At 69.6% G+C, this 15,803-nt stretch carries 16 protein-coding genes and 1 pseudogene; 6 read left to right on the top strand and 11 right to left on the bottom strand.

Annotated elements, in window-relative coordinates; genetic code table 11:
• The first annotated feature begins 129 nt into the window (after window positions 1-129).
• Complete coding sequence (locus OHA89_RS00655) at window positions 130-699, top strand: hypothetical protein (RefSeq protein WP_406364870.1); 570 nt, start codon at window positions 130-132, stop codon at window positions 697-699.
• A 436-nt stretch (window positions 700-1,135) separates the two neighbouring features.
• On the opposite strand, the gene OHA89_RS00650 is transcribed toward OHA89_RS00655, so the two are convergent.
• The 7 genes from OHA89_RS00650 to OHA89_RS00620 form a co-directional block, all read right to left on the bottom strand.
• The gene (locus OHA89_RS00650; RefSeq protein WP_406364868.1) at window positions 1,136-1,714 is read right to left on the bottom strand and encodes a hypothetical protein; all 579 of its coding nucleotides are present in this window, start codon (window positions 1,712-1,714) and stop codon (window positions 1,136-1,138) included.
• Window positions 1,715-1,730: 16 nt separating this feature from the next.
• Window positions 1,731-2,648 carry a zinc metalloprotease HtpX gene (htpX, locus tag OHA89_RS00645; protein WP_406364867.1) on the bottom strand — a complete coding sequence of 306 codons (918 nt, stop codon included), beginning with the start codon at window positions 2,646-2,648 and terminating at the stop codon, window positions 1,731-1,733.
• 5 nt (window positions 2,649-2,653) lie between these two features.
• The gene (locus tag OHA89_RS00640; RefSeq protein WP_406364865.1) at window positions 2,654-2,932 is read right to left on the bottom strand and encodes a hypothetical protein; all 279 of its coding nucleotides are present in this window, start codon (window positions 2,930-2,932) and stop codon (window positions 2,654-2,656) included.
• Window positions 2,929-3,696 carry a PspA/IM30 family protein gene (locus tag OHA89_RS00635; protein WP_406364864.1) on the bottom strand — a complete coding sequence of 256 codons (768 nt, stop codon included), beginning with the start codon at window positions 3,694-3,696 and terminating at the stop codon, window positions 2,929-2,931. The genes OHA89_RS00640 and OHA89_RS00635 overlap by 4 nt, the downstream gene beginning before the upstream one ends.
• 167 nt (window positions 3,697-3,863) lie before the next feature.
• Window positions 3,864-4,172 (bottom strand): hypothetical protein, encoded by a 309-nt coding sequence (locus OHA89_RS00630; protein ID WP_406364862.1) that lies wholly within the window; start codon window positions 4,170-4,172, stop codon window positions 3,864-3,866.
• 309 nt (window positions 4,173-4,481) lie between these two features.
• Window positions 4,482-4,691 carry a DUF2933 domain-containing protein gene (locus tag OHA89_RS00625; protein ID WP_266616629.1) on the bottom strand — a complete coding sequence of 70 codons (210 nt, stop codon included), beginning with the start codon at window positions 4,689-4,691 and terminating at the stop codon, window positions 4,482-4,484.
• 13 nt (window positions 4,692-4,704) lie between these two features.
• Window positions 4,705-4,989 carry an SHOCT domain-containing protein gene (locus OHA89_RS00620; RefSeq protein ID WP_266616678.1) on the bottom strand — a complete coding sequence of 95 codons (285 nt, stop codon included), beginning with the start codon at window positions 4,987-4,989 and terminating at the stop codon, window positions 4,705-4,707.
• A gap of 199 nt (window positions 4,990-5,188) precedes the next feature.
• Here OHA89_RS00620 and OHA89_RS00615 point away from each other — a divergent pair, with 199 nt between their 5' ends.
• The 4 genes and pseudogenes from OHA89_RS00615 to OHA89_RS00600 form a co-directional block, all read left to right on the top strand.
• Window positions 5,189-7,960 carry a heavy metal translocating P-type ATPase gene (locus OHA89_RS00615; protein ID WP_406364860.1) on the top strand — a complete coding sequence of 924 codons (2,772 nt, stop codon included), beginning with the start codon at window positions 5,189-5,191 and terminating at the stop codon, window positions 7,958-7,960.
• A gap of 548 nt (window positions 7,961-8,508) precedes the next feature.
• Complete coding sequence (locus OHA89_RS00610) at window positions 8,509-8,934, top strand: DUF6153 family protein (protein WP_266616626.1); 426 nt, start codon at window positions 8,509-8,511, stop codon at window positions 8,932-8,934.
• Window positions 8,935-9,011: 77 nt separating this feature from the next.
• Window positions 9,012-9,638 (top strand): DUF305 domain-containing protein, encoded by a 627-nt coding sequence (locus OHA89_RS00605; protein WP_406364859.1) that lies wholly within the window; start codon window positions 9,012-9,014, stop codon window positions 9,636-9,638.
• Between the two features lie 108 nt (window positions 9,639-9,746).
• Window positions 9,747-9,986, top strand: a pseudogene (locus tag OHA89_RS00600) (MFS transporter); the annotation flags it as partial.
• A 100-nt stretch (window positions 9,987-10,086) separates the two neighbouring features.
• Here the strand turns inward: OHA89_RS00600 and OHA89_RS00595 are convergent.
• The 4 genes from OHA89_RS00595 to OHA89_RS00580 all read right to left on the bottom strand — a co-directional run bounded on the left by OHA89_RS00595 (window position 10,087) and on the right by OHA89_RS00580 (window position 14,420).
• On the bottom strand, window positions 10,087-10,287 hold the full coding sequence (locus OHA89_RS00595) for a DUF5988 family protein (RefSeq protein ID WP_266607122.1): 201 nt from the start codon (window positions 10,285-10,287) through the stop codon (window positions 10,087-10,089).
• Window positions 10,288-10,460: 173 nt separating this feature from the next.
• Window positions 10,461-11,411: a 1-phosphofructokinase family hexose kinase gene (locus OHA89_RS00590; RefSeq protein ID WP_266616621.1), complete on the bottom strand. Its 951-nt coding sequence runs from the start codon at window positions 11,409-11,411 to the stop codon at window positions 10,461-10,463.
• 1,124 nt (window positions 11,412-12,535) lie between these two features.
• Window positions 12,536-13,012, bottom strand: coding sequence for a cupin domain-containing protein (locus tag OHA89_RS00585; RefSeq protein WP_266616619.1), 477 nt, complete (start codon window positions 13,010-13,012; stop codon window positions 12,536-12,538).
• Window positions 13,013-13,544: 532 nt separating this feature from the next.
• Window positions 13,545-14,420, bottom strand: a complete 876-nt coding sequence (locus OHA89_RS00580; RefSeq protein WP_266616612.1) for a universal stress protein — start codon at window positions 14,418-14,420, stop codon at window positions 13,545-13,547.
• 334 nt (window positions 14,421-14,754) lie between these two features.
• Here OHA89_RS00580 and OHA89_RS00575 point away from each other — a divergent pair, with 334 nt between their 5' ends.
• Window positions 14,755-15,666, top strand: coding sequence for a universal stress protein (locus OHA89_RS00575; RefSeq protein ID WP_323186131.1), 912 nt, complete (start codon window positions 14,755-14,757; stop codon window positions 15,664-15,666).
• Window positions 15,667-15,803 lie beyond the last annotated feature (137 nt).

The raw sequence follows: 15,803 nt of genomic DNA, 5'->3' as shown, positions 1-15,803 counted from the left end.
AGGGCACCGCGGCGGTCCAGCAGGGCATCCCTCAACGACGACCAGGCCGCCGCCGGTCACAGCCTCGCTCCCGAACTCCTGAGGTGGCAGACAGACCGTTCCCTGGATGTCCTCGGCCGCGCCGACATCGTGTTCGTCCACAACCCCGAGCACGCCCACCTCGACCGCGAGGAACTGCACGAGCGGCTGCGCGAGGCATTCGCCGTGCTTGAGGAGTTCGCCCACGCACGGCGCATCGGAGGTTACGGCGTGGCCGCCTGGTCCGCCTTCACCTCCGGCGCGTTCACCGTCACCGAACTCCTCGACCTCGCGCGGGAAGCCGCCGGATCGGGTGAACATCACCTGCGCGCCGTACAGCTCCCGGTGATCCTGGTCATGGCCCGGCCCATCAGCCTCGCCCTGGACGGCCGCGGCCCCCTGGTGCAAGCTCGTTCGGCGGGGCTGACCACGTTCGGCTCCTCGCCCCTGCACGGCGGAGAACTCCCGCGCTTGGCCACACCCGAACTCGCCGACTACATCCGCCCCGGCAGCACGCCGGCCGCCGCCTGTCTCCTCGCCGCCGTCTCCTGCCCCAGTCTCGACGTGGTACTGCTGTCCGCGAGCACCCCCGAGCACTGGGCCGCCGCGCAGGAGGCCGCCGCCGCCCCGCTCGCACCCGACCAGCTGAGGAAGGTCACCGATGTACTCGCCCAAGGATGACGAGACCCAAGGCCGCATGGAGCACGCCCTGGCCCGCGCCTGCGACCACTTCGGTGCCACCGCGACCGGCCCGGTCTCCTGGGGCTGGCTCGGCCGCACCATCGGCTCCCGCACCACCGATGACCGGTGGCTGCGCGTCCACTGCGGAGAGATCGCGAAGGCGTCGGGCGCGATGACGGAGGGGATCGTGGTCGCCGAGGAGCGGATCTCCCGCCTGGTCTCCCGCCCGCACCTGCACGGCCTGCACCGCTGGGAGTCCGACCCCTACGTCTTCGAGGGCGAGCTGATCGACTACATCGCCCAGCCGGTGATCTCCCCGGAGACGCCCGACCTCACCGAGGACCCGCACCTGCCCGATGCCTGGTGGAGCGACCTGCGAAACAGCCTGGACGCCCTCGCCGACGCGGGCGTCCGATGTTGTCACGGTGTCACCTCGTCACAGGCCGGGGGCGCCCCAGAGCGGGAACCAGCGGCCCAGGTCCTCCTCGATGCGCAGGTCGTCTTTGACCGTGGCCTTGACCTGGAGCTCCAGCGGGTTGTCGCGCTTATGGCCGGGCAGCGGAGCGAAGGGGTAGAACGTCCCTCGCTTGTAGAGGTAGACGAGGACGAGCGGCCGCAGTTCGGCGTCGTGGAAGGTGACGAGGGAGCAGAGGAGTTGGGGGCCGAAGCCGCTGTCCTGCAGGGCGGTGTTGACCGCGTGCAGGTCGTTGACCAGGGCTGGCAGCTCGTCGGGATTGCGGCGGGACAGCAGCCACGAGTACCCGTACTCGTCGCGGCTGAACTCCACCGGCGTGCCGGCTCGTTCGGCGTCCGCATCGAGGAGAGCGCGTACCTCCTGCTGGACCTGTGCGAAGGCCCCGCCTTCGATGGCGGCGAAGCAGACCGCGCCCAGGCCGGTCGGGGTGAAGCCGATGGCGGCCTGGAGAGTGATCGCCGCCGAGGGCAGGCCGAAGAGCTGGTCCAGGTCGGGTTTGACCGGCCTGCTGCGGCCGAACAGGACGTCCCAGAAACCCACGGGGATCAGCTCCTTCTCACGGCCCCGGACTGCCCGGTCCGCCGAGCTCAGTGGCGATGTCCGCAAGTGCCTCCAGGCGGCGTTCCAGGGTGGGGTGCGTGGAGAAGAGGTTCGCCACGGTCGTGCCGGGCCCGAGGGCGGGGGTGAAGAAGAACGCGTTGAACGCCTGTGCGGTGCGCAGATCCTGGGTCGGGATCCGGGCGATCTCGCCGCTGACCTTGGTCAATGCCGAGGCCAGGGCGGAGGGTTTCGCTGTGAGCATGGCCGCAGCCCGGTCGGCGGCCAGTTCGCGGTAGCGGGACAGCGCGCGGATGAGTAGGTAGCTGACCGCGTAGACGAGGGCGGAGACCGCCATCACGGCCATGAAGACGACGGCGGTGTTCTGGTCGCGCTGGCTGCGTCCGCCGAACAGCTGGGAGTAGAACGCGAAGCGGACCACGAGCCCGGCCATCACGCCCAGGAACGAGGCGATGGTGATCACCACGACATCGCGGTGCGCGACGTGGGAGAGCTCATGGGCGAGGACGCCTTCGAGCTCCTCGGTCTCCAGGCGGCGCAGTAGTCCGGTGGTCACGCAGATCACGGCGTTCTCGGCGTCGCGGCCGGTGGCGAAGGCGTTGGGCAGGTCCATGTCGGAGACGGCCACGCGGGGTTTGGGCATGTCCGCGGCGGCGCACAGCCGGTCGACGACACCGTGCAGCACGGGCTGTTCCTCGGGCGTGACGAGGCGGCCGTGCATGGCGTACAGGGCGATCCGGTCGGAGTACCAGTACTGGGCGCCCAGCAGCGCGGCGGCGATGACGACCACCAGGACGACGGACTTGAGCAGCGCGATCAGCGCGGCGATGAACGCCACGTACACCAGCCCGAGCAGGAACATCGTGACCACCATGCGGGCGGTCAGCTGTCGGTCGGGCTCGAAACGGCTGCGCATCGCCATCACCCCGGGATCAGGCCCTCGTCGGACAGCAGCTCCCGCACCTGCGCGAGGCTGGTGTCCTCGTCGGGCAGCACCAGATCGGACGGCGTGATCCGCTCGTCCGGCAGTGGTGTGCCGAGGGTGCGTACGGCGTCCAACAGGGCTGACAGGGCGGTGGTGAAGGCCACGTCGTCGTGCGCGTCGGCGGCTGTCTGGAGGGCGGAGTCCAGTTGGTTGAGCCGGGCTACGTGCTCTTCGGTGATCTCGTACTGGCCCTCGCCGAGAATTCGCATGATCATGAATTCGCCTCCTCATCCTTGGGGGCTCCAGCGCCCTCGACTGCTGCCGGGGCGGAGGAGGCCGGGAGCTGCGCCTTCATCCGGGCCAGCTCGGTCTCCACGTCCTGGCCCGCGGTCACGCGCTCGAGCTCGGCCTGGATGTCGTCCCGCCCGGCCGACAAGGTGGCGTCCTCCAGAACGCCGGAGGCGATCAGTTCGTCCAGCGCACCCGCGCGCGCCTGGAGCTGTTCGGTCTTGTCCTGGGCGCGCTGCATGGCCATGCCGACATCGCCCAGCTCCTCGCCGATGCCGGTGACGGCCTCGGTGATGCTGGTCTGCGCCTCGGCTGCGGTGTAGGTGGCCTTGATGGTCTCCTTGCGGGTACGGAACGCTTCCACCTTCGCCTCCAGGCGCTGCGCCGCCAGAGTCAGCTTCTCCTCCTGTTCCTTCAGCGACGCCTGCTGGACCTCCAGGTCGGTGATCTGTGCGCGCACGGCTGTACGCCGGGTGAGTGCCTCACGAGCCAGGTCCTCACGACCCGCGGCGAGTGCCTGCTCCGCCTGGCGCTGCAGTTTCTCCGCGGACTGACGCAACTGGCTCACCTGCAGCTCCACCCGCTTGCGGCTGGTCGCCACGTCGGCCACGCCGCGCCGGACCCGCTGCAGCATCTCCCGCTGCTGCTCGTAGGAGTAGTCCAGCACCTCGCGTGGATCCTCGGTCTTGTCCAGGGCCTTGTTCGCCTTGATGCGGAACAGGCTTGCGATGCGCTGAGTGATGCTGGTCATGGGCGACCGCCTTCCTCTCGGCGCCGGCGCAGTCCGGGTGCGACCGGTGAAAGTACGCCGGGCACGTCGGTGACGCCCGTCCCGACGCTGGCCACAGCGCACGGCGTGCCTCTTCCATTGTCCGGGTCCACACCAGGCCTGGCAGCCTGATCGTGTCTGCAGCCGGCTCACGGCCCGCTCCCTGCTCGGTACGGCGGCTGCGGGCCGGGGGTGTCACGCGTCGTGTCCGCGACCGCGTAGACCAGGGCTGCGGCGATGGTGTCGACGCCCCAGAGGCCCCAGGCGGCTGCGGGCATGGCGGCGGCCAGGATGGCGGGCAGGGGAAGCAGACCGGACGCGAGCAGGGCTGGAGCCGTGCGAGGGACGGCGCGGGCCAATCCAGGGGCGTCACCCCGGTCGCGCCGGGCGAGACGGACGGCGCAGGCAACGGTGGTCACGGCTCCCAGTGCGAGGAGGGCCCAGGCTAGGGCCTCCATGGCCGCTCACCTCCGGCCGGGTCCGTGTGGGTGTCGCCGCCTTCTGCGGTCGGGTGGCTGCCGCCGTGGCGGCGCGGCCAGAAGCAGGGGTGCGTACGGCGTAGGCGGCCCACCGGTCGCCGAACCGGACGCCGACCTCTCGTTACTCGTTGCGGGCGACGCGGACGTACACGTACACGAGGATGGGGGAAGACGATCAGGGTGCTCGTCCGGCGCGATCCGGCGCACGTGTCGTAGGCCATGGCGGGACGCGATCAGTGCGTACATCGTGCGCACCTCCCCTTTTCCCGTACCCGGTGCACGGGCCTGTTAGCGGAGCGGCTCGTGGTCGTGCGGGTCACGCTTCTCGGCCGAGTCGTCGTGGTCCATGCCGCGCATCATGAAGAACATCATCAGCGGGCAGGCGAGCGCGATGAGGAGGACGGCGAGGGTGCCGATGGGCACGCCGAGCGCCAGTGAGCCGACCAGGGCGATGGCCAGCGCGATCACGTACAGGCCGTAGTTCTTGTTGTTGTTCATGGCCGGTCCTCTATTACTTCTTGGGAGGCTGTCCGGGCTGGCTGGGGGGACCGGAGGAGCGCAGGGCGGCGAGACGTCGCTGGTACTCCTCGTCGTCGATGTTGCCGCGGGCGAACCGCTCGGCGAGCAGTTGCTCGGGCGCGGGCCCTGCGTAGAGGTAGGTGTGCTCGTGGGCGCGGTTCAAGGCGCGGAAGAGCAGGACGGCGGCGGTGATGATCAGGGCCCAGAACAGGATCATGCTGGCCGACATGGCGAACCAGCCCCACCCGCTGACATTGTGGTCGTACCAGACCATCATCACGACTCACACTTTTCCGGCTTTCGAGCCGTGGCCAGTGGGCCAGCGGTCCCAGGCGTTGTACTGCCACGGTCGCGCCGCCCAGGGCGTTCGGCACGGGGCCGGTCGGTCCCCTCCGGGGTCCGGTCAGCCCTACCCGGTAGGGGCAGGCGGGCCGACGCTGGGCCTGGGGGGGTTTCCGCAGGAGGGCAGGTCTGCCATGGATGCCGCCGATGTTGCCGTTGTCGCGCTGGCCGTCGTGTTGATCGCCGGTCTTGTCTGGTTCTTCTTCGGCCCGCGCCGGGCCCGCAGTGCGAGGCTGGAGGGCGGGGTGCAGCGGGTCGAGGTGACCGTGCGGGGCGGCTACAGCCCCGACGTCATCCGGGTCCGCCAGGGCATCCCGCTGGAGCTGGTCTTCGACCGGCAGGAGAGCGGGGAGTGCACCAGCCGGGTCGTCTTCCCGGACCTGCGCGTCAGCGCGGGCTTGCCGGCGTATGCGCGCACCGCCGTGCGGGTCGATCCGTCCGAGGCCGGGTCCTTCGGGTTCGCCTGCGGGATGAACATGATCCACGGCACGCTGGTCGTCGAACCGGACGAGGAATCCGCAAATGTGCCGTCCGCGCCGGGCGGGCACGGCGGCGCGAGCGGGCCTCCGGCCCCGGCGGTCGGCGCGCCCCGAGCCGGTGAGGAGCGGGGGGCGGCCGAGGCGGAGGCCGCGGAAGCCGCTGAGCGGCAGGCGGAGATCAAGGACCTGACCCGCAGGGTGGCCCTCGGCGCGGTGCTCACCGCGCCGGTGCTGTTCGCCGTGATGGCCCACGAACTCTTCGGCGCGGACTGGGTTCCGGGCTGGATGCTGAACCACTGGTTCCAGCTCGTGCTGATCACGCCGGTCATGTTCTACACCGGGTGGCCGATCCACGTGACGGGCTGGCTGACCCTTCGCCACCGCGGCGCGGACATGAACTCCCTGATCACCCTCGGCACGTCGGCCGCGTACGGCTACAGCCTGCTGGTCACCCTCGCCCCCTCGCTGCTGCCCGAGGACGTGCGCGAGGTGTACTACGAGGCCGTCGGGGTGATCCTCACCCTGATCCTCCTCGGCAGGTTGCTGGAGGCAAGGGCCAAGGCCGGCACCGGTGAAGCCATCCGGGTCCTGCTCGGGCTGCAAGCCCGTACGGCTCGGGTGATCCGCGACGGGGTCGAGACCGAGATTCCGGTGGAAGACGTCGCGGTCGGCGATGAGGTGGTCATCCGGCCCGGGGAGAAGGTGCCGGTCGACGCGGAGGTGCTGTCCGGTTCCTCGGCGGTGGACGAGTCCATGGTCACCGGCGAGCCGATGCCAGTCACCAAACGCGCGGGGGACACGGTCATCGGCGCGACCGTGAACGGCACCGGGTCCTTGCGCGTACGAGCGGCCAAGGTGGGCACCGACACGATGCTGGCTCAGATCATCCGCCTCGTGCAGCAGGCCCAGGCGTCCAAGGCGCCGATCCAGCGGTTGGCCGACGCGGTCTCCGCCTACTTCGTGCCGGCCGTCATCGCCATCGCGATCGCTGCCTTCGCGCTCTGGTACACCCTCGGGCCCGCCCCGGCGCTCACGCTCGCCCTGGTCTCCGCGGTCGCGGTGCTGATCATCGCCTGCCCGTGCGCGCTGGGCCTGGCGACCCCGCTGTCCATCATGGTCGGCACCGGCAAGGGCGCCCAGGCCGGCATCCTCATCCGCTCCGCCGAAGCCCTGGAGACCGCCCACAAGCTCGACACCGTCGTTCTGGACAAGACCGGCACGGTCACCGCCGGCAAGCCCACCCTGACCGACGTTCAGACGGCCGACGGTTTCACCGAGGACGGGCTGCTGTCGCTGGTGGCCGCGGCCGAAGCCGACAGCGAGCACCCACTCGCAGGCGCGATCGTCACCGGTACCCGGGAGCGGAAACTCACCGTCCCCATCGCGAGCGGCTTCGACTCGGTCACCGGAAAGGGCGTCCAGGCCACCGTCGACGGCGGCGCCGTACTGGTCGGAACGGCCCGCCTGCTTGCGGACGTGGGAATCGACACCAGCCCCCTGACCCCGGTCGCGTCCGAGCTGTCCGCCCAGGGCAAGACCCCCGTACTCGTCGCCGTCGACGGCCGGCCGGCCGGAGTCCTCGCTGTCGCGGACACTGTCAAAGACGACTCCGCCCAGGCCGTTGCCGCCCTGCACCGGCTCGGCATCGAGACGGTGATCCTCACCGGCGACAATGCCCGCACCGCCGCCGCCATCGCCGCCCAGGTCGGGGTGGAGCGGGTTCTGGCCGAGGTGCTGCCCGAGCACAAGGCCGACGAGATCCGCCGCCTCCAGGCCGAGGGCCGCACCGTCGGCATGGTCGGCGACGGCATCAACGACGCCCCCGCACTGGCCGCCGCCGACGTCGGGCTCGCCATCGGCACCGGCACCGATGTCGCCATCGAAGCCGCCGACATCACCCTCATCTCCGGCTCCCTGACGGGCGTCGTCACCGCCATCCGGCTCTCCCGGGCCACCATGCGCAACATCCGGCAGAACCTGTTCTTCGCCCTGGTCTACAACGCCGTCGGCGTCCCGCTCGCCGCAGGCGCCCTCTACCCCCTCTGGGGCATCCGCCTGAGCCCGATCATCGCCGCGGCCGCGATGGCCCTGTCCTCCTTGTCGGTCGTCACCAACTCCTCCCGCCTGCGCCGCTGGCATCCCGCACCACTGCCATCCGCCGCACCCGCGCCGGTCGAGCCCCGGGTCGAATCCGCGGCCGACCGGACCGAGCACCATCACGCGCCTGGGCAAGGCGACCACACCACCGTGGTCGACCCGGTGTGCGGCATGCGCCTGGACCCGGCCACCGTTACCGAGCGGCGAGAGACCGCCACCGGCCACCTCTTCTTTTGCTCCGCCCGGTGTGCGGCCGCCTACGACGCCGACCCCGACCGCTACGACGCACCGGCACCCGGCGACGCACATGATGGGGACGATCCCGAGTGACCATCGTCCTCAGCGCGAGCGGCCCGAAACCATGTGCTGCGGACATCGATCCGGGGCCTGGAAGGCGAACTGCGAGGCCCGTCCGGATGTTGCTGACGTACGAGAAGGCCAGACCGGCAATCCGGTCTGGCCTTGTCTTCGTCGGGGCTTGTGACGCGTGTCGGCGAGGGTTCTTGTGGCGTGGGCCGGGTCAGGTGGGGCCAGTGGTGCTCGTACGCTGGGTGATCCAGCCGGGGGGAGGTTGCCCCGGCCCGGGTGGACGGCCGTCTTCCAGGCGACCAGGTCCGGGGGGAGGGTCGGCATGGCCCCGCGGGTCGCCCCACGTTACGAGGCTCCACTCGCAGACTCGGTACCGCAACGGCGTACGTTCGGGATCGCCCGGGCGGTTCCTCGAGGACGCTCCAGGCGACGGACCCCACGAGGTCCTCAAGCGCCTCCGCCTGTCCCGCCCGCCCCCACTGGCCCAGCCGATGGAGGCGTTCGTGGTGGCCAGTGATCCGGGTCGTGCTGCGCTGCGTAGTACACGGGTGCGTCCTACCGTGGGAAATGTGACCAGCCGCGAGCTCCCCACGCGGCCGCAGCCCGTGCTGCGGCTCTCCTCGCTGCTCGTCCTCGCCGTCATTGTCGGGTTGCTCGGCATGCACGCCCTGGGTGCCGCCGCCCTGCCCTCGGCAGGCGCCACCGAGCACACCGCCCACCACGTGGCGGCAGCCCCCGCCGACCTCGATGCGCAGTACCGATGCCCCGACGACGATCGCGACACTGGCCGCTTTGTCATCCACACGGACCAGATGTGCGCGTCCACTGCTCTACCGGGATCTCCCGGCATCGCCGCAGCTGACACCGAGCCGGTCACCACCACGGCGCACGGCTCCGCCGATGTCCCGGTTCCGTTGCCGATCGCGGTGGCCTACGAGCCGGCCGGAGGGCGGGCACCGCCCTCACTCGCCGAACTTCAGCTCCTGCGGATATAGGAGCGCCGTTTGCGGTACGCCCCGATGGCGCCGCACACAGCCTTCCTCTCCGCATCCGATCACTGGAGTTCAGCGAAATGAACACGAACCGATCCCTGACGTATCGCGCGGCCCTGGCGGCCACCGCGGCCGCTGCCGGCCTGGTCCTGGCCGCCTGCGGCAGCAACGACAGCACGAGCACGGCCGGCACCACTGCCGTGACCACCACCGCCGCCCCGGCCGCTACAGAGGCCGACCGGCACAATCAGGCGGACGTCGCCTTCGCGCAAGGAATGATCCCCCACCACCGGCAGGCCATCGTCATGTCCGACATGGTCGAATCCCACGGTGCATCCAGCGAGGTCAAGGAACTCGCGGAAAAGATCAAGAAGGCGCAGAAGCCCGAGATCGACACCATGACCGGCTGGCTCAAGGCATGGGGCGAGAAGGTCCCCACCGGCCTCGGCATGGGGCACGGCGACGACACCTCCGGCATGCCCGGGATGATGGGTGACCAGGACATCAACCGGCTCGGGAACGCCAAGGGCAACGCTTTCGACACTATGTTCCTGACCATGATGATCGAGCACCACGAGGGCGCGATCGACATGGCCAAGACGGAGAAGCAGCAAGGCGCCTACGGCCCTGCCAAGGCCCTCGCTGACAGCATCATCACTTCCCAGACGGCCGAGATCGCCCAGATGCGGACGATGCTCGCCGGCTGAACCCAACCGAGCCCGCTCTGGCGCGGCGGTAGGGCCAAGAGGAAGAGGGATGATGCGGGACGCCGACAGAGCAGGGATCATGCCGAGGCTTCCCGGCAGCCGGTACGGATGCTGGCCCTGGCCACGATCGGGTTCACCCTCTGCTTCTGGGCGTGGGCTCTGCTGGCGCCTCTCGGGCCGGCGGTCCGCGACGATCTGGATCTCAGCTCGTTCCAGCAGTCCCTGATCGTGGCTGTACCGGTCATCGTGGGCTCGCTCGGCCGCATCCCGGTCGGTGCTCTCACCGACCGCTGGGGCGCGCGCCGGATGTTCCCGATCGTCGCGGCCCTGACGATCCTCCCCGTGCTTTAACGACCGTCTCCGCGGGTGAGGAGCACGGTGGGAAGTGACCGCCGGCCAAGGTCCTCACGACCTGATCGGGCCGACGACCGGGACTTGACCGTCCGTTTCATTCGGCGATCTCTGTCCGTTCCCACCACTCGTAGACTGCCAGTTGACCCTCCGAGCTGTCCTGGTGCCGCGACGTTATCTTGAAATGCTCGTACCCACCGCGGTGTGGAATCTTCAGGTCCTGTCCGGGGTCGGAGATCGGAACGACCCGCTCGGGCAGATCGTCCGGGCCGCCCTCAAGCACTGCCTTGGTCGCCATGCTTCCAGTCTTCCCAACCGCAGGCCCGCTCGCATCACGAGGTCGGCACTGGCGTCGCTCAGTACCACCGGCAGCGCCCCGCCCCGACGCGGTGACGGGGGCAGGGTCGGCTTGTGGGCACGGGGTACGCAATGTGGTTGAGGGGCCGACCGAACGGCAGGGGGTGGGCAGGGTCAAACGCCCCGGCGCCGAGTATCGGTCTGGAACCTGGTCCTCACCTGGGAGCGGAGGGATCGGGCCACGTCCAGGTCGAAGGGCTCGGTGCTGGGGGTGAGCATCGCTGCGGCGGCTGCGGCCACCCCCAACGCGGAGGCGCTGACGGGATCCTCTCCGGCGGCCAGCTGTGTGATGAGGGCGGCGACCATGCTGTCTCCTGCCCCGGCGTCGCTCAGGGGCTCGCCGGGCAGCGGCGGCGCGTAGAGCTCGGTGTGGCCGTGGCCGGTCGAGCACAGTGCGCCCAGTTCTCCGAGGGTGGTGACGGCGATCTCGGCGGCCCCCGTGGTGAGCAGGTGCTCGTTGAGGGCCCGGGCGTCGTCGAAGTCGCGGACCGGCCGTCCGGTCAGGCTCTCGGCCTCCGTGCGGTTGCACCTGAGCAGGAACACGCCCTCCGCGAGTGCTCCGCGAAGCGCCGGACCGGAGGTGTCCAGGACCAGTCGGGATCCGGCTTCCCTGATGCGGCGGGAGACGGCCGCGTAGAAGTCGTCGGGCAAGCCGCCGGGCAGGCTGCCACTGGCCACGACGTACGGACAACCGCCAACGGCCTGCACCAGAGCATCCAGGCATCGCCGCCCCTCGTGGTCGTGCAGGTGCGGCCCGGGTGGCACGATGTGGTAGCCGCGGCTCGATTCGGCCTCGAACAGCACGAGTGCTTCGCGGGTGTCGTCGTCGATGTCGACGGCGACGTGGTCGACGCCCTCTTCGTCCAGCAGCCGGTTCAGGCGCAGCCCGACCTCGCCTCCGGCGGTGTGGACGGCGGTGGCTCGTCCTCCGAGCCGCACGACGTGACGGGCGACGTTGATCCCTCCACCCCCGGCGGCTACCGACCTGACCCGGGCGCGGTTCTTGCCGATGCCCTCCAGGTGCCCGACCTCCCAGCAGAGATCGACCGCAGGATTCATCGTCAAGGTGAGGATCGACGGCTTGGCCGCACTCTCCGATCCTCCTGCACCGTCGGTACTTCTGGCTGTGGTGGGTTCCGGCGTCGCGGCCGTCCTCATCGCGGTACCCAGGTGGTCGCGCCGACCCTTTCCCGGCGCACCGCCCGCTGGGCACGGCCCATCCCGATCCCGGCCGCTGCCAGGAACAGCTTCGGCTCCTGATCACGGTGCCGACCGTTGGACGCGTGGGGCCTGGCAATGCCCGCTGTCCTCTCGCACAGATTTACGGAGGCCGTTTCCCGCCCCGTGCCGTGGCTGCTTGCGCCTTGGGAACGGTGACCGTGAGCGCACTGTCGGCCGGAGCCGTACCGGCGTCCTCGCTCTTCACCGCCGAGGGGAGCATGGCCTGGTACCCGCATCGGCTGGAGCGGCGTGTGCCGCGCCCGTGGCGCGCCAAAGAACTGGTGCGTGCGGCCGAAGAACGCGTCCGGCTCCACCGGGTCACCGGTCCGGCGCCGCGCGGGAAGCGTCATCGCACTCACCTCCGTGGACAGCGACACGTCCGATCCGACTTCCATACTGAAACAGCCTGACGTCACCTGCATGCCGGCCCACGGCTGGGCCTGTTCCTCGGCATGTGGATCCACCAGAGCATCGGGTAGGCGGTGACAGCTGCGGCACCCGGGGCAAGAACGTGCGCCCCTTGGCAATCTCGTCGTCCAGCTCGGACGGGGACAGCGTGGCATTGACCTTCTTGGAGCGCTTTTGCCCTGGAGAACGAACGGTTGAGGCTGACGCCGGCCCGTTGCGGAGGAACTCGGAATGCTCCGTACTTTGCGGACAGTCGAGCACCGAGCCGGTCACTACCTGCCGCAGAGGTACGTCCATGCCTGTCAGAGGCCGAGCGGGACGTCGCGTGCCGCGGGAATGGGTACCTCGTCATGTGCTGCACGCTCGGAGGGAACAGTCTTTGGGTGGCACATCCAGGCCCATGAACCCGGGAAAGGGAGCGGACACGTGAAGACGTGCCCCAACCGTGCCCTTCGAAGCGGTCAACAGCGGCCAGATGGGTGTACGGGCGGAAGTCAAGATCGTGATTTTCCCGGCTCGCCTCGGGGCCAGGAACTACTTTCGCGATACGCCCTTGCTGGTCAGGCGTGCTTGTCCGATGGCTGTTGGTCAGGCTGGGCCGACCAGCTTGCGGGCTCGTCGCCGCCTGAGTCCTCGTCGCGCTCCGCGTCGGCGGCTGTTGCATGGATCCTGCCCGACGCGTGGTGGACCGGTGCGTATACGGCGTAGAGCCGGAGGGTCTCGTCGCCGATGTTGGTGATGTTGTGCCAAGTACCGGCGGGTACGAAGATGGCCCAACCATCCTCGACCCCCTGGTCGAAGTCGAGTCGATCCTTCGCGCTGCCCATCTGGACGCGTCCCCGGCCTGCGTCGAGTCGTAGAAATTGGTCAGTCTCCGGGTGCGCTTCCAAGCCGATGTCCTCACCCACCGGGATCGACATGAGGGTCAGCTGAAGGTACTTCCCGGACCAGGCGACGGCGCGATAGTTCGTGTTCTCGAGCGTCGCCTTCTCCAGGTCGAAGCTTTGAGGTTCCGGCCCGATGTCCTTGATGGTCATACTTCTCTCCCGGTCAACGAAGGCGGTACACGGTCGCGGTCTTGCGCCGGCGCACATCGACATTCTCAGAGCCCTGGGCCCTTCTGGCCACAAGTACGCGAGCTGCCAATGCACAAGCGGCCGGCCGTGACCCGTTGCCACATTCCGCCGTGCATTCGGTCGTGTAGTCGACCGGGTTCGTGCAGTCGATGGGGCGAGCCTCGCGTGGATCCGGCTGCGGTCAGGTCTCGTCGGACGAATGCTGACCCTACTGACGGTAGTTAGATATCTGGAGGGCGAGTCCGGCGCGTCTCCCGGCAGAAGAGCGTCATGTCAAGGGGGCGGACCTGGACTCCTCGGCTGCCGCGGACAGTTCCGGGTGAGCTCTCCTGCGAGGCAGCAGCCCGTCATCAGTCTGTCGCGGAAGTCGGCGGCCACGTTGTGGTCAGCCAATGAAGCGCGGCACACGGCCGCCCGTACCGGGCGGCGAGGGCAGTCGCGGCAGCGTTGCCGGGGTGGTGCGGGCGCGGGACGGTGCTTCCTGCGGAGCCGGTTAGTCGTGGGCCACGACGGCGACCGGTGCGGTGGAGTGATGCAGTACGGCGTGGGTGATCGGTCCGATGTGGGGGCCGAGGGTGGAGCTGCGGATCCGGCGGCCGACGACGACGAGAGCCGCGTCGGAGGCGGCCTCGACGAGCTGGATCGCGGCGTGACCGATGGGCGCCCGCACTTCGGCCTCGACTGACGGGAACTTGTCGCGCCATGGCCTGAGCATCTCTTGCAGTGTGGCGGTGATGCCGTGGGCCATCTCCTGTAGGAGAACGGGGTCGAGGGCGGGCGCGTAGCTCAGGATCGGCGGTGGAGTCCAGCCGTGCAGCACGTGGAGGGCGGCCCGGCGGTGGGCTGCCTCTTCGAAGGCGAAGGCGAGGAGCTTGTCGCAGAGCTGACGGGTGTCCACGCCGGCCACGACGGCTCCGTGCGTGCGCAGTCCGTCGGCGGGGGCCACGGCGTTGCCGGAGGAGCGGACCAGCACCACAGGATGTTCGGTCGCGGCGATGGTGGCCGAGCCGACCGAACCGACGATGAACCCGGCGATGCTGCCGAGCCCACGTGAGCCGATGACGAGCATCGTCGAGGAGCGCGCAGCGGCTGCGAGGGCCTCGGAGGGCGGTCCGGCGACCTCTCGGGTGGTGATGTCCAGGAGCGGGTGCAGGCGCCGTAGCTCGTTGGACGTCTCGCGCAGCAGGTTCTCGGCCCACTGGCCGCGTATCTCGGTGCTCGCCAGAAGGAGGGGCGGCTGCTCGAGCCATTCCGTGGCGTGGACGAGCTCCAGTGCCGTGTTCCTGAGTTCGGCCTCGTGCGCGGCCCAGTGGGCGGCGGCGGTGCTGGCGCCGGAGCCGTCGAGGCCGACGGTCACCTGGTTGGTCATGAGGAACATCTCCCTGGCATGGTGCGCTACTGCCTCCAGAGTCCCCCGACGGCTCACGCTGGAGAAGGGCCGAGAGGGCCCATATAAGACCGATCGGCGCTGGTGGGGGAGCAGGCAAGGCGAGGTCGGCCTGGCGGGCGAGCCGGTCGGCTTCCGATCGACACCGCCGCTCGCTCGTGCTCGTCCACAGGGAGCTCGGTGATGCCGTGCGCGACGCGTGGCTTCGCGACATTCTTGAAGGAGCTGACCGGATCTACCAAGGCGGCCTCGTTCGTCATCAGGTTTCGGAGCGTGTGATGGATGACCCCTCCTTGGCTTTCGGTGAGGAGGATTCATGGCAGTCGGTATGACGCATGGTCCTGAGCTCGGCACTGTGGTGGCGGGGGTGGATGGATCCCGGCCTGCGGAGCGGGCGGTGTTCTGGGCCGCAGCGGAGGCCGTGTGGCGGGATGGCACCTTGCACCTCGTGCACGGCGCGGACACCGACAGCCGGATGCTGTATGCATCTATGTACGCCATCGAGTGGATACGTCGGGCGGGCCGGGACCTGCTCGAGGAGACCGCCGCCAAGGTCGCCGAACGCCATCCGGGGCTGCACGTGTCGACCGAACTCAGTCCCCACGAGCCGGTCGCCGGCCTGCACGCTGCGGCTGCGGACTCCGACACCATCGTGGTCGGTAGCCGCGGCCTCGGCGGCTTCGAGTCACTGATGCTGGGTTCGGTCGGCCTGAAGGTCGCCGCGGGCGCCAAGGCGCCCGTGGTCGTGGTCCGGGGGGACGAGAACACCGCCGAAGCAGGGGTCGTGCTGGCCGCCATCCGTGACGAACATGATGTGGAGTGCGCGAGGTACGCGGCGAGTGAGGCGGAGCTGCGCCGGTCGTCACTGCGGTTGTTGCACGTCTGGAATGTGCTGGAGTCCGTGGCGGAGAGCGTGACCGTGCTCGACGATGCGGACGAGGGAGTGCAGGTGCACGTACGAAGGGTGACGTCAGTGGCCCACCGGATCCGTGACGAGTTCCCGGCCCTGAGCGTGCACGTCGACACTGAGAAGAGTTCGTCCGTCGCAAGGGTGATGGTGGAGGCGTCACGCCACGCGGACCTGTTGGTGATGGGCGGACGGCGCACCCCCGGATACTTCGGGCCCACCCTGGGCTGGGCGACGCACAGCCTCCTGCACCACTCACACTGCCCCGTGGAACTCATTCCGCGCCATGGCAAGCAGGACGACGAGGACCAAGGGTTGTGACCACCCCGAAGGGCGCGGAATCGGCGTCAGCGTCGTGGAACGCCTCCGGGCCTGCCGCGGTGAGTCCGTCAGTGGGCGGCCCACGCAGCTCCTGTGATTTCCACACGCACGTCCACGATGCCTTCGACGGCGCGGGC

This window comes from Streptomyces sp. NBC_01546 (assembly GCF_045208355.1).
Classification (GTDB): domain Bacteria; phylum Actinomycetota; class Actinomycetes; order Streptomycetales; family Streptomycetaceae; genus Streptomyces.
Note: the sequence above shows the minus strand (reverse complement) of the source record. Positions and strands in the feature narration are given on the sequence as shown.